This is a genomic window from Thalassotalea sp. G20_0 (assembly GCF_017744175.1).
Taxonomy (GTDB): domain Bacteria; phylum Pseudomonadota; class Gammaproteobacteria; order Pseudomonadales; family Endozoicomonadaceae; genus Endozoicomonas.
This window is the reverse complement of the sequence record NZ_JAGHQV010000003.1, coordinates 1-13,562: the sequence shown is the minus strand read 5'-3', so window position 1 is coordinate 13,562 and position 13,562 is coordinate 1. Positions and strand designations below refer to the sequence as shown.

Below are 13,562 nucleotides of genomic sequence, written 5' to 3'. Positions count from 1 at the left end.
ATTTCATAAACTGCCCCGAATCTCGCGCGGGACTTTGTCGCTCTGAGGGATTTTGTGAGGGAGCGCCGTACCGGGGAGTCCGGTCGACTGAGCAAAACTCCCTCAGAGCGGCAAAGGACAAGCGAGAGCGGCAGCACGTTTATGAAATATCCGGGCTGATATGTTTTGACCTGTCAACCCCTGGCTCCCAAATTAATTTCAGGCACGTTGGTTCAAGGCATAGCCAGCAGATTGCGACGGTGGATCATGCTGATATACGTGGATTGGTTACCACCGGACTTCACTGCGTCGCGGAGCTGGCCTTTGTCTAAGATCAGGGATCATCAGCCGAGGAATGCCCGTTAGGGATTATCCCGTTGGCTGGTACCTGTATAGCCCGGTCAAGGGTTCTCCACACCGGCCAGCTATGCCCTGAATCAACGTGTCTGAACAACCTCCTGATTAACCGCTTTTATCCTGAATACCCGTAAATTCGCTCAAGCCACCTTAGACATCTCTTGTCGTACAACATCCCAGATAAACCCAACCAGTTCCCGGGCAATGGCAACACAGACAAATTTGGTATTCTTGCCCGCCTGTGTCAGTGTACGGTATCGACCACACAGTCGCTTCTGTGCCTTCCATGCAATAGCTTTCGCTTCTCTTCGGATGCATTGACCGCCTTTCGTTTCAAATGCATTGTCTGCCTTGCTGGGAAACGATAGCTACAGGCACACTCAACCAGCATTCGTCGCGCATGGCTGTTGCCTGTCAGGGTAATGCCACCTTGTCGTCTTTTGTCGCCACTGGTGTGTTCATCCCCGAGAAAGGCCATTAACTGACGGGGAGAGTCAAAGCGACTGATATCACCCAGCTCTGCCAGCAAAACTGTAGCAGCAATTTTGTCGATTCCCCTGAGCGCCACCAGAGAATCAACGACAGGTGACAGATTCCAGTCCTGCAATGCTTTCATGATCTGGTCAGTCATGCCTGCAACCCGCTTGGTCGCTGCTTTGACGGCATCGACATATTCCTGCAAGACAATCTGCTGCCAGCTCTGGTCGAAGCTCAGGGACTCAAGCCAGTTGAAGTGGCTTTGTGTCCAGCGAGTTTTCCCTTTTGGCCAACTGTGTCCATGGCGAAGGACAAAGGCGTTGAGCTGTTGTCGGGCCTTGCGCTCCTGACCTTTCATGTCATCCCGTGCACGGGTGAGGTCACGCATGGCTTCCTGAGCCTTATCAGGCACCCATACTGCTGTTCGCCGATCCCGGCGCTATGATACTCTGGCACAGGCACCCAACACCGTTGATACTACAATCTCAACTTTTTCTTCCAGCGCTTTGCCTTCAGGCACCGGTTCTTCCTTAACCACCCGGGGCCAGAATAGCATGCCCTGAAACAGACTGCGGTAGATATTGGTTATCACGCCAAGATCCGTTTTGTTTAAGATTATTTCACACCATGCGGGCAGCATAACCTGCATAAATGGGCTCAATCAGTTATTGGCCTGCTGACTTAAGTGTTCCTGAGGTACTTCGGGTTCCGCTTGTTGCTGTGCCTCACCCTGACGATGACGGTATTGGTAGAAAAGGTATAGACCAATGCCTGCAAGGAGCGTGAAAGCTGTACCCAGGCTGACGACAACCTCGGTACTGAGGACTCCAGCCGACGTGATGGGCAGTGCCGTTGCCGGGGGCATGCCGGAGAATGTCATTGATGCTTCCGCCGAGGTAGCCAGAGTTGTCGTGTTGCTTGTCGCGTTGCTGGGTGGTTCCGAGGTAGCCATAGTTGTCGTGGTGCTTGTCGCGTTGCTGGGTGGTTCCGAGGTAGCCAGAGTTATCGTGTTGTTTGTCACGTTGCTGGGTGGTGTCGAGATAGTCTGATTTGAGCCGCCCAGTGTCTTGTTGCCCGAGGTAGTGTTAGGAGCATCGGACTCAGCCGCAGCTCCTGCCAGCCGATCCATCGCCATCAGGGTAACAGTTGCTATGGCCGGACCGGACACACTGTTTGTTGTGCCAAAAGCAGTTACCGGCTTGCCCGGCTTTTCATCTTTCCGGTTGTTATCAGTCATCTTTTGCGAATGGCTTGTTGACACATTTTCCGCACCGCTGGTAGATCCTTTATCCGACTTGCCAGACATGGCCATATTGTCCAGGCTATGAGCCAGGTAAAAGGAAGAACAGAGTGTTCCTACCGCATCGCTCACTGCACTGACATTGGGTGCCCAGCAGGAAAGTGCCTTGCTGGCCAACCCGCCCGCTTGTAAGACATTCGCCACTAAACTTGTTTTGTCGTTTCTATTTTCAGCAGGCAGCGTATTGGCAACCGGAGCAGATGGCTGGTTGATGTGTCGTTGATGCTCAGGAGTATAATTGGGAGAGAGAGAGCTGAAGAAGGCGGTAACACCTGACTGGACAGCAACTGAAAACCTTCCTAATGTACCTGTGGGTTTGGTTTTTGCTGGTTCGTCAAGGTAGGGATTACTGGTTACATCTGTCAGTGGTACATGAGTTGAAGAAAATGGTTGCACAATTTGCTCCATAAATGTTGTCTCGGTTAGACATTGAGAGTGCCATTGTCGTATGAGTAAAAAACAAAGGCACACGGCTTGGAGGCTAGATGGTTTTTTTTCGTTATTTCAGTTTTGGTAAGACTGTTTTGGACTACATAAAGCCGTCATCAATTCCTTTTGCCGTGAAAAATATATTTGTTTTTTTCGATTTTTATCACTTTGCGCGTCGGCTTTTTCAACTTTGAACTCTGCTATTTCCACGCCTTGCGTGAGAACGGGGCAAATAAAGCAACGGCACCCGGTATCCTGACGGCGGATGCATTCAGTTATATCTGCAGCAAAATCGAAGCGATTGAACTGCCTCCCGGCTACGAGCTGACCTGGTATGGTGAATACAAAGCCTCAAGGGACGCCAATGAAGGGCTGGTCATTTCTGCGCCTTATGGTTTTGCCGCCATGATCCTGTCGGTCATCTTTATGTTCAACGCCCTGCGCCAGCCCCTGGTCATCTGGCTGACCGCACCACTGGCACTGGTGGGCGTCACTATCGGGCTGGTGATCTTTCAGACACCTTTCGAATTTATGGCGATACTGGGCTTTTTAAGCCTGATCGGCATGATGGTAAAGAATGCGATTGTTCTGGTGGACCAGGCGGATGTGGAAATCAAATGTGGGAAACCGGCATATCATGCCATTATTGATGCCGCCCTCAGCCGTGCCCGCCCGGTGTTGCTGGGTGCCCTGACCACCATACTGGGCGTGGCTCCGCTATTGGTTGACCCGTTCTTCAAAAGCATGGCAGTGACCATTATGTTTGGTCTGCTGTTTGCCACCATTCTGACCCTGGTGGTTATTCCACTGTTTTATCCCATCTTCTTCAAAGTGACTGTTGAAACAGCATAAAAGTGGATAAGAATACTCGCTCCTGCCGGGAGCGAATATTTTTTCAACCATTGGCCTGCCATTGACCTCCCCATCAACCTCATCGAAAAAATGCACTATCGTTTCATATTTCCCCGGGGTATATCTCAAAGCCGAATCAATTTTATCCGCGTAATAAGCAACACATTTTTTGTGGATCGACACGTTAGCATAACTAACCAATCGGTCAGTGATTTTTGCGAAAGCAAATGATCAAGTACTTTACGTCTCAAAATAACCAAGTCGTAAAAACGTAAAGGAATGTGTGACATGAATAACCCTCCACCCAGTGCCGGAGTGGTCCCAGTGGACTATTTCACTAATTGCCCGGTCTGTTTGGAAAAAATCTTACCTCCCGGACATCCGCAATTTGCGGGCAGACACATCGCCATAGTCAAGCCCTGCGGACATAAATTCCACTTTGAGTGCAATGCTCCCTGGATAGAAGAGAAACTGACATGCCCTTTCGATCGGGTAGTCATTAAGGAGGTAGAGGTAATGCTGAACCTGCCCCGGGACTGGCAGGAGAAGATGGTAATTGCAGCAAAAGAGGGCAATATCGAGATCATCCAGGCCCTGCTGAACCGGGGTGCGGACGTGGATGCGAACCAGGCCGAGGGTGATACCCCCCTGGCCTGGGCTGTGGACAAAAAGCACCTTGATGCAGCTCTGCTGCTGGCCAGCAGGGGAACATCTGACCCGATCAGTCTGTTCAAACTGGGGAATCTGTTCCACCATGGTGACAGGAACCTCCCGGCAGATCTGCACCAGGCGGAAAGCTGTTACCTGAAGGCGGCCGGGCTGGGGAGTGTCAAGGCCATGTCCTGCCTGGGTTCCATTTATCTCAAAGGTGGCAATGACTTCCCGATAAATCTTCAGCAGGCGAAATACTGGTTAAACAAGGCTGCCAGGGGAGGGTGCCCCAGGGCCATAGCCAGCATGGGTTCTCTACTTGTGAAAAAGATGGCAAGCGCTTTCCGTTAACCCGGAAGAACTTGGAAAAATTGGGCTATACCGTTAAAGTCATGGCCCTGAATTCAGGTTTACTGGCAATCCATTTCAGGAATAAAAAACCGGTTGGCAATTCTGCCCTCCCGGAAAGGTTTTTTATGGGTAATAAAAGGCAGCTCACCGACCTTTAGCTCTTTTCCCGTCCGTCCCCGTCTCTATTGTTAAACTGATGCCAACCCGGTAGCGGTTCTGTTGGCTGAGGATTCACTGATGAACAACACCCAAATCAACTATGCCGTTCAGGACGCCATTGAGTGGTCACTGATGCACGGCATGGCGGTAAAAACCGCCAAAGATTCTGCACGACACTGTGCCTTCAGCTTTGCTCCCACCCTGATCGGGCGTGAACGCTTTGAATTGTTGAAATCCATTGTGCCATTGATGGGCAAGCTGATTCACGGTGTTTCAGAAGACCATGGTTTTCTTATGGATGCCATTGAGCCGCTGTGCAGTGGTGATGTCTTTTTTGCCAGCCTGCTGGAGCTGCACCAGAACATCCACAGCAGCACAAAGCCTGCCAGACGGCTGCCCATGCTGCTGATGCGCACAGACTTTATGGACGATGCTGAGTCTGGCCCGAAACTGATCGAATTTAATGGCATTGCTGCCGGTATGGGGCCTTTTGGTCAACGGGCCCATGAGCTGCACCATTATCTGCAGTATCAGTGGCCAGCGGCCTTTCAATCCTGGTCCGAGGCAGATGACCTTCAACTGATTCCAAACCATGGCATAGAACATCTGGCCAGGGGTATTGCCGGCGCTGCGACGATGGTACGTTCCCAATCCGGTGAACAGGGCCAGCCGTTGTTCCTGATGGTTGTTCAGCCCGATGAAAGCAATGTCTATGACCAGCACCTGCTGGAAGAAGCCATCCAGAGAGAGGGGGTCAAAACCATCCGTCGTACCTTCCGCCAGTTATACGACCAGCTCACTTCAGGAGAGAATAGTCGTTTGCTGCTGGAAGGGCTTGGCGGTATCGATGCCATCTACCTGCGGGCCGGTTATCAACACTGCGACTATGTTGCCCATGATCTGGATGGTGTCCGCTGTTGCTCCGAGCTGGGCAGGGTCAGAATCCTTATTGAACAGCACCGGGTGGCAGTGAACGCCACCATCAGCCAGCAACTGGCCACCAGTAAGCGGGTACAAATGCTGCTTTGTGATATGAACGAAGAACAGCTGACCCGGTTTGGCCTGACACTGGCAGAGGCCCAACGGGTAAAGCCGTTCCTGGGAGAGATGCGACCAGTGGATGATCAGTCAGCCCATTGGTTTGCCGGGCAGAAAACCAACGATTGGGTGCTTAAGAACCAGGGAGAAGGCGGCGGCCACTGTGTTTTTGACCATCATATCCTGCCTCGCCTGAGCAGCCTCAGGTCTGAAGAGTATTCGGCCTGGTCACTGATGCGTCGTCTGCATCCACGACACCGTTCTCATGAAGCACTGGTGGTTCGAAATGGTGAAGCACAACCGGTAGATAACCTGATCAGTGAGATCGGCATGTTCACCCTGCACCTGGACGGCCACTCCCTGACCAGTGATATGGGGTACGCCGGTTACCTGGTACGCAGCAAACCTGCAACAGCCTCTGAAGGTGGGGTCCATAGCGGTCAGGGGGCGGTGGACTCACTGGCATGCACCCGCACCCCTGGCAACTCCTGTGTTTCTGACGCCCTAGTGCGCTGAAGATTGGCGCTTTAGTTGGTGATCGTCGTCTTTTCTCAAGGTACAAATCTTCATGCTCATCACGGTCGTTAAAAAACACGACAGGTATCGTAAACTGTAGGCCTTTTTTTGAGTTTTTAGCGCTTGGTTATTGGATCTTTTTGGCGTTTCCCCGGTCTGAGTAAGCAACCCAGAAAACGTAAGTGAAAAAGTCTCTTACATGGACAGCGTTCCTTCCAGTCCGGCAGAAGCCATATCCACTGAGAATGCAATCTGCCCGATATGCCACGATGATCTCTACCGATCTGAAGACCCGGAATTTGCGGGCAGGCACGTCACCATAGCCAGGCCTTGCGGACATAAATTCCACCTTAACTGCCTTACCCCCTGGACCGATGGTCACCTGACGTGCCCCGTGGGGCGCAGAGTCATTGAGAATGTAGAGGTGGAAATCCTCACCCTGCCCCCGGACTGGCGGCAACAGATGATCACGGCAGCAAAGGAGGGCGATATCAGGACCATCCGTGCCCTGCTGAACCGGGGGGCGGACGTGTGTGCAGGCCAGCCAGGTGAGCCTTCCCCCCTGGCCTGGGCCGCTACCAACAAGCATCTTGAGGTTGCCCTGCTGCTGGCCAGCAGGGGAGGACCCGACCCGATCGGTCTGTGCAAGCTGGGGGATCTGTTCCAGGATGGTGGCGAGGACATTGAGGTGGATCTGCATGAAACGGAGCGCTGGTATATGAAGGCGGCCATGCTGGGGAATGATTTAGCCATGAACAACCTGGGCCTCCTTTATAACAATGGTGGCGAGGGCTTTCCGGCAGATCTGCACAAGGCAAAATACTGGCTGCAAAAGGCGGCTGATCTGGATAACACTGTTGCCATGTACAACCTGGGCGAACTCTATGAGCAAGGTGGAGCGGACTTTCCGGTAGATCTCCGTGAGGCAGAACGATGGTACATTAAAGCGGCCAGGCTGGATGATGCCATATCCATGTACAACCTGGGCTACCTTAATGAGCATGGTGGCAAGGACTTTCCGGTCAATCTGCACGAAGCTGAGCTCTGGTACTTAAAGGCGATTGAGCATGGGCATACTGGTGCCATGAACAACCTGGGCTTCCTGTATTTGGAAGGTGGCGAGGGCTTGCCAGCGAATCCGGAGCAAGGGAAGTTCCTGTTGTTCAAGGCGGCCAGGCTGGATGACGAGTCAGCCATGTACAACCTGGGCTTACTGTATCAGCATGGTGGCGTGGGCTTTGAGGTAGATCTGCATGAAGCAGAGCGATGGTACCTAAATGCGGCTGAGCTGGGGGATGTTATGGCCATGAACAACCTGGGCTACCTGTATGAGCATGGCAGCAAGGACTTTGCGGTAGATCTGTGCAAAGCGGAACACTGGTACCTGGAAGCGGTTCGGCTGGAGTATTCTGTGGCCATGAACAACCTGGGCCTCCTGTATTTGTCCGGTGGTGAGGGCTTGCCAGCGAATCCGGAGCAAGGGAAACACTTGTTGTTCAAGGCGGTCGGGCTGGGAAACGTTTCAGCCATGAACAACCTGGGCTCCCTTTACAGGGAAGGTGGCGTGGGCTTTGAGGTAGATCTGCCCCGGGCGAGAGCCTTGTTTCTCAAGGCGGCTGGGCTGGGAGATGCCTCGGCCATGAGAAACCTGAAAAAACTCCCTGAACCGCAACCAGCTAAAAAACGCGGGTTTGATGAAGCCTTTCCTGAATGAATCTGTATCTATAAACCTCCTGCATCGATAAAATTGTGTACTTTATAACTGTATAACCGCTTTTTTTCGGATATTTTGACCTGTTCTGGAATTCATGAAATCTATAAAGCTGTTTTTTGATATTTTCAGAACCTGGTGCGGGATATTTTTGAGATCAACACAGTCAGAGTAACAATCCCAAAAACGTAAGGGCGTTACCTGGCATGAACAGCGTTCCCTCCAGTGCACCCGTTGTTGTACCCACCGAGCCCCCAATCTGCCCGATCTGCCATGATGGCCTCTACTCATCCAAAAAGCGGAAGTTTGTGGGCAGAAGCGTCGCTATTGCCAAGCCCTGCAGGCATAAGTTTCACTTTAAGTGCCTTTCCCGCTGGACAAAAGACCATCTGACCTGCCCTTACGGGCGGGAAGTCATTAAACATATGGTGGTGGTGAAAAACCTGCCCCTGCCCCGGGGCTGGAAGAAGCAGATGGTCAACGCGGCAAAGGAGGGTGATATCAAGATCATCCAGGCCCTTCTGCAACGGGGGGCGAAGGTGGATGCGGGCCAAACTGCGGGTAAAACTCCCCTGGCCCTGGCCGTTGCCAATAAGCAACTTGATGCTGCCCTGCTGCTGGCCGGAAGGGGAGGATCCGACCCGATCGGTCTGAGAAACCTGGGGGGGCTGTTCCAGAATGGTAACGAGGGCATTCCGGTAGATCTGCACAAAGCGGAGCACTGGTATCTCAAGGCGGCTGAGTTAGGGGATATTTCAGCCATGAGCAGTCTGGGCTACCTGTATGTGTATGGTGGCAAGAGCTTTCCGATAGATCTGCACAAAGCGGAGCGCTGGAACCTTAAGGCGGCTGAGCTGGGGGATATTAAAGCCATGTGCGGCCTGGGCGTCGTCTATGCAGATGGTGGCGAGGGCTTTCCAGCCGATCTGCACAAAGCCGAGAGCTGGTACCTGAAGGCGGCTGAGCTGGGGAATGTTGTAGCCATGAATAACCTGGGCCAACTGTATCATTATGGTGGCGAGGACTTTACGGTAGATCTGCGCAAAGCTGAGCGTTGGTACCTGGAGGCGGCTGAACAGGGGGATGCTTGCGCCATGAGCAACCTGGGCCTGCTGTATCTGGAGGGTGGCGAGGGCTTACCGGCAGATCCGGATCAGGGAAAGTTCCTGTTGTTCAAGGCGGCTGGGCTAGGGGATATTGGAGCCACAGTCAACCTTGGCAACCTGTACGAGGAAGGTGTCAAGGGCTTTCCGAAAGATCTGCACCAGGCGAAATCCTGGTGGCTCATGGCGGTTGAGCTGGGATATGCTGAAGCCATGCTTTACCTGGGTTCCCTGTATCTGAATGGTGGCGAGAACTTTCCGGTAGATCTGCACCAGGCGAAAATCTGGTTGCTCAAGGCGGCTGACCTGGGTAACGCTGAGGCCATGTTCCACCTGAGTCATCTGTATGAGCATGGTGGGGCGGACTTCCCGGTAGATCTGGACCAGGCGAAGGCCTGGTTGCGCAAGGCGGCTGAGTTGGGGAATGACCTGGCCATCAAAAAACTGGAAAAAGCTTCTAAACCGCAACCAGCTAAAAAACGCGGGTTTGATGAAGCCTTTCCTGATGAACCCGACCACATCCGTACAGAGGGCGAATCCATGGCTGCCGGCTGTGCGGGGCATAAAACGATGGGAAAGAGAGCTTCCCGATAGATCCACCAAATGCCCATGGCACGTGACAATATTTTGCGTCCCCCGGGAGGCTGTCCAGGGTTATTTCAGGATTATCCCGGGATCATCAAAGGGGCCATGAATCCGGTAACCAATGCTCGCCTGTTAAAGTTCAGGTCGACTTAAACGACAATGAATATATATATCTATACCTCCTGCATCGATAAAATTGTGTACGTTATAACCGTATAACCGCCTTCTTTTCGGATAATTTGATATGTTCTGGAATTCAGTAAATCTTCAAAGCTGTTTTTTTGATATTCTCAGAACCTGATACGGGATATTTTTGAAATCAACACAGTCAGAGTAACAATCCCAAAAACGTAAGGGAGTTACCTGGCATGAACAGCGTTCCCTCCAGTGCAGCCGTTGTTGTACCCACCGAGCCCCCAATCTGCCCAATCTGCCATGATGACCTCTACTCACCCAAAAATCGGAAGTTTGTGGGCAGGCGCGTCGCTATTGCCAGGCCCTGTGGGCATAAGTTTCACTTTAAGTGCCTTTCCCGCTGGACAAAAGACCATCTGACCTGCCCTTACGGGCGGGGAGTCATTAAACATATGGTGGTGAAAAACCTGCCCCTGCCCCGGGACTGGCAGAATCAGATGGTCAACGCGGCAGAGGAGGGTGATATCAAGATCATCCAGGCCCTGCTGCAACGGGGGGCGAAGGTGGATGCGGGTCGAACTGCGGGTGAAACTCCCCTGGCCCTGGCCGTTGCCAATAAGCACCTCGATGCTGCCCTGCTGCTGGCCAGACGGGGAGCATCCGACCCGATCGGTCTGAGCAACCTGGGGGAGCTTTTCCAGGATGGTGGTGAGGGCATTCCGGTAGATCTGCATGAAGCGGAGCATTGGTATCTCAAGGCAGCTGAGTTGGGGGATATTGAAGGCATGTGGCATCTGGGCTACCTGTATCAGTATGGTGGCGAGGGCTTTCCAATCGATCTGCACAAAGCCGAGAGCTGGTACCTTAAGGCAGCTGAACTGGGGGATATTGATGCCATGTGCAACTTGGGCATCGTGTATGCAGATGGTGGCGAGGACTTTCCAGCCGATCTGCACAAAGCCGAGAGCTGGTACCTTAAGGCAGCTGAACTGGGGGATATTGATTCCATGTGCAACCTGGGCATCGTGTATGAAGACGGTGGCGAGGGCTTTCCAGCCGATCTGCACAAAGCCGAGAGCTGGTACCTGAAGGCGGCTGAGCTGGGGGATACTACAGCCATGAATAACCTGGGCTACCTGTATCATGATGGTGGCAAGGACTTCGCGGCAGATCTGCGCAAAGCGGAGCACTGGTACCTGAAGGCGGCTGAATTGGAGAATGTCTGCGCCATGAATAACCTGGCCCTACTGTATCTGGATGGCGGCGAGGGCTTACCGGCAGATCATCAGGATCAGGGAAAGTCCCTGTTGTTCAAGGCGGCCGGACTGGGGGATGTTGAAGCCATGACCAATCTGGGCTGGCAGTACCTCAATGGTAACAATGGCTTTCCGAAAGATCTGCACCAGGCGAAATCCTGGTGGCTCAAGGTGGATGAGTTGGGGAAAGATCCAGCCACTATAGCTTTAGCCATGTACAATCTGGGTTACCTTCATCACTACGCTGACGATGACTTTGGGGTAGATCTGCATGAAGCAGAGCGATGGTACCTGAAGGCGGCTGGGCTGGGGGATGTTTTAGCCATGTACAACCTGGGTCGCCTATATCAGTATGGTGGCGTGGGCGTTGAGGTAGATTTGCGTGAAGCGGAGCGCTGGTACCTGAAAGCCATTGAGCTGGGGTCTCCTTTGGCCATGAGTACCTTGGGTCATCTGTATCTGCGTGGTGGCAAGAACTTTCCGGCAGATCGGTACAAGGGAAAACGCCTTTTGCTCAAGGCGGCTGAGTTGAGGAATGACCTGGCCATCAAAAAACTGGCAAAAGTCTCTAAACCACAACCAGCTAAAAAACGCGGGTTTGATGAAGCCTTTCCTTATAAACCCGACCACATCCGTACAGAGGGAGAATCCATGGCTGCCGGCTGTGCGGGGCATAAAACGATGGGAAAGAGGGCTTCCCGATAGATCCACCAAATGCCCATGGCACGTGACAATATTTTGCGTCCCCCGGGAGGCTGTTCAGGGTTATTTCAGGATTATCCCGGGATCATCAAAGGGGCCATGAATCCGGTAACCAATGCTGGCCTGTTAAAGTTCAGGTCGACTTAAACGACAATAAATCTGTATCTATATACCTCCTGCATCCATAAAATTGTGTACGTTATAACCGTATAACCGCCCTCTTTTCGGATATTTTGACCTGTTCTGGAATTCATGAAATCCATAAAGCTGTTTTTTGATATTTCCAGAACCTGATACGGGATATTTTTGAGATCAACACAGTCAGAGTAACAATCCCAAAAACGTAAGGGAGTTACCTGGCATGAACAGCGTTCCCTCCAGTGCAGCCGTTGTTGTACCCACTGAGCCCCCAATCTGCCCGATCTGCCATGATGGCCTCTACTCACCCAAAAATCGGAAGTTTGTGGGCAGGCGCGTCGCTATTGCCAGGCCCTGTGGGCATAAGTTTCACTTTAAGTGCCTTTCCCGCTGGACAAAAGACCATCTGACCTGCCCTTACGGGCGGGGAGTCATTAAACATATGGTGGTGAAAAACCTGCCCCTGCCCCGGGACTGGCAGAATCAGATGGTCAACGCGGCAGAGGAGGGTGATATCAAGATCATCCAGGCCCTGCTGCAACGGGGGGCGAAGGTGGATGCGGGTCGAACTGCGGGTGAAACTCCCCTGGCCCTGGCCGTTGCCAATAAGCACCTCGATGCTGCCCTGCAGCTGGCCAGACGGGGAGCATCCGACCCGATCGGTCTGAGCGACCTGGGGGAGCTTTTCCAGGATGGTGGTGAGGGCATTCCGGTAGATCTGCATGAAGCAGAGCGCTGGTATATGAAGGCGGCCATGCTGGGGGATGCTTTAGCCATGATGAGCCTGGGCCTCCTGTATAACAATGGTGGCGAGGGCTTTCCGGCAGACCTGCACAAGGCAAAATACTGGCTGCTCAAGGCGGCTGATCTGGGTAACGCTTCTGCCATGCGTAACCTGAGCTGCCTGTATGAGCATGGTGGAGCGGACTTTCCGGTAGATCTTTGTGAAGCGGAGCGATGGTACATTAAAGCGGTTGGATTGGGAGATGTCATATCCATGTACAACCTGGGCAGCTTGTATGAGTATGGCGGCAAGGACTTTCCGGTCAATCTGCGCAAAGCTGAGAGCTGGTACCTGAAGGCGGTTGTGCATGGGCATACTGGTGCCATGAACAACCTGGGCCTTCTGAATTTGAAAGGTGGCGAGGGCTTGCCAGCGGATCCGGAGCAAGGGAAGTTCCTGTTGCTCAAGGCGGCTGGGCTGGGGGATGTTTGCGCCATGTACAATCTGGGCTCCCACTATCAAGATGGTAGCGAGGGCTTTGGGAAAGATCTCCATGAAGCAGAACAATGGTATCTAGAGGCGGCTGAAATGGGGGATGAGATGGCCATGAACAACCTGGGTTACCTCTATCATCATGGTGGCGAGGGCTTTCCGGTAGACCTGCGTAAAGCGGAGCACTGGTACCTGGAGGCGGTTGAGCTGGAGTCTTCTATGGCCATGTACAACCTGGCCACCCTGTATGAGCATGGTGGAGAGGGCCTGCCAGCGAATCCGGAGCAAGGAAAGCGCTTGTTGTTAAAGGCGGCTGGGCTTGGGAACACTTCTGCCATGTACAACCTGGGCTGCCTGTACCGGGACGGTGGCGTGGGTTTTGAGGTAGACCTGCACCAGGCGAGGGCCTGGTTTCTCAAAGCGGCTGGACTGGGAGATACCTCGGCCATGGAAAACCTGAAAAAACTCCCTGAACCGCAACCAGCTAAAAAACGCGGGTTTGATGAAGCCTTTCCTGATGAACCCGGCCCCGCCCACCCAGAGGGCGAATCCACAGCTGCCGACGGTGCGGGGCATAAAACGATGGGAAAGAGGGCTTCCCGATAGC

Annotated in this window: 10 protein-coding genes; 7 read left to right on the top strand and 3 right to left on the bottom strand. The window is 53.0% G+C overall.

From position 1 onward, the window contains the following. Nucleotides 1–580: 580 nt before the first annotated feature. From J7438_RS28170 to J7438_RS02155, 3 genes are all read right to left on the bottom strand, one after another. On the bottom strand, nt 581–1,225 hold the full coding sequence (locus tag J7438_RS28170; protein ID WP_209275264.1) for a transposase: 645 nt from the start codon (nt 1,223–1,225) through the stop codon (nt 581–583). A 27-nt stretch (nt 1,226–1,252) separates the two neighbouring features. Continuing rightward, on the bottom strand, nt 1,253–1,405 hold the full coding sequence (locus J7438_RS02160; RefSeq protein WP_209275263.1) for a hypothetical protein: 153 nt from the start codon (nt 1,403–1,405) through the stop codon (nt 1,253–1,255). Nucleotides 1,406–1,474: 69 nt separating this feature from the next. Beyond that, complete coding sequence (locus J7438_RS02155) at nt 1,475–2,509, bottom strand: hypothetical protein (protein WP_209275262.1); 1,035 nt, start codon at nt 2,507–2,509, stop codon at nt 1,475–1,477. Nucleotides 2,510–2,755: 246 nt separating this feature from the next. Here J7438_RS02155 and J7438_RS02150 point away from each other — a divergent pair, with 246 nt between their 5' ends. The 7 genes from J7438_RS02150 to J7438_RS02120 all read left to right on the top strand — a co-directional run bounded on the left by J7438_RS02150 (nt 2,756) and on the right by J7438_RS02120 (nt 13,561). Further along, nucleotides 2,756–3,394: an efflux RND transporter permease subunit gene (locus tag J7438_RS02150; RefSeq protein ID WP_503003881.1), complete on the top strand. Its 639-nt coding sequence runs from the start codon at nt 2,756–2,758 to the stop codon at nt 3,392–3,394. A 288-nt stretch (nt 3,395–3,682) separates the two neighbouring features. Beyond that, nucleotides 3,683–4,396, top strand: coding sequence for an SEL1-like repeat protein (locus tag J7438_RS02145; protein ID WP_209275261.1), 714 nt, complete (start codon nt 3,683–3,685; stop codon nt 4,394–4,396). A 237-nt stretch (nt 4,397–4,633) separates the two neighbouring features. Continuing rightward, entirely contained in the window at nt 4,634–6,109 is a 1,476-nt protein-coding gene (locus tag J7438_RS02140; protein WP_209275260.1) for a glutathione synthase, read from the top strand. Between the two features lie 199 nt (nt 6,110–6,308). Beyond that, nucleotides 6,309–7,823 (top strand): SEL1-like repeat protein, encoded by a 1,515-nt coding sequence (locus J7438_RS02135; protein WP_209275259.1) that lies wholly within the window; start codon nt 6,309–6,311, stop codon nt 7,821–7,823. Nucleotides 7,824–8,026: 203 nt separating this feature from the next. Further along, nucleotides 8,027–9,517 carry an RING finger domain-containing protein gene (locus J7438_RS02130; RefSeq protein ID WP_209275258.1) on the top strand — a complete coding sequence of 497 codons (1,491 nt, stop codon included), beginning with the start codon at nt 8,027–8,029 and terminating at the stop codon, nt 9,515–9,517. 359 nt (nt 9,518–9,876) lie between these two features. Then, entirely contained in the window at nt 9,877–11,604 is a 1,728-nt protein-coding gene (locus J7438_RS02125; protein ID WP_209275257.1) for an RING finger domain-containing protein, read from the top strand. 358 nt (nt 11,605–11,962) lie between these two features. Then, entirely contained in the window at nt 11,963–13,561 is a 1,599-nt protein-coding gene (locus tag J7438_RS02120) for an RING finger domain-containing protein (protein WP_209275256.1), read from the top strand. Nucleotide 13,562: the final 1 nt, after the last annotated feature.

Excerpts from the sequence above, each read along its gene's own strand:
- J7438_RS02120 (WP_209275256.1), top strand. The coding sequence starts at position 11,963 with ATGAACAGCGTTCCCTCCAGTGCAGCCGTTGTTGTACCCACTGAGCCC.
- J7438_RS02140 (WP_209275260.1), top strand. The coding sequence starts at position 4,634 with ATGAACAACACCCAAATCAACTATGCCGTTCAGGACGCCATTGAGTGG.
- J7438_RS02135 (WP_209275259.1), top strand. The coding sequence starts at position 6,309 with ATGGACAGCGTTCCTTCCAGTCCGGCAGAAGCCATATCCACTGAGAAT.
- J7438_RS02125 (WP_209275257.1), top strand. The coding sequence starts at position 9,877 with ATGAACAGCGTTCCCTCCAGTGCAGCCGTTGTTGTACCCACCGAGCCC.
- J7438_RS02130 (WP_209275258.1), top strand. The coding sequence starts at position 8,027 with ATGAACAGCGTTCCCTCCAGTGCACCCGTTGTTGTACCCACCGAGCCC.
- J7438_RS02145 (WP_209275261.1), top strand. The coding sequence starts at position 3,683 with ATGAATAACCCTCCACCCAGTGCCGGAGTGGTCCCAGTGGACTATTTC.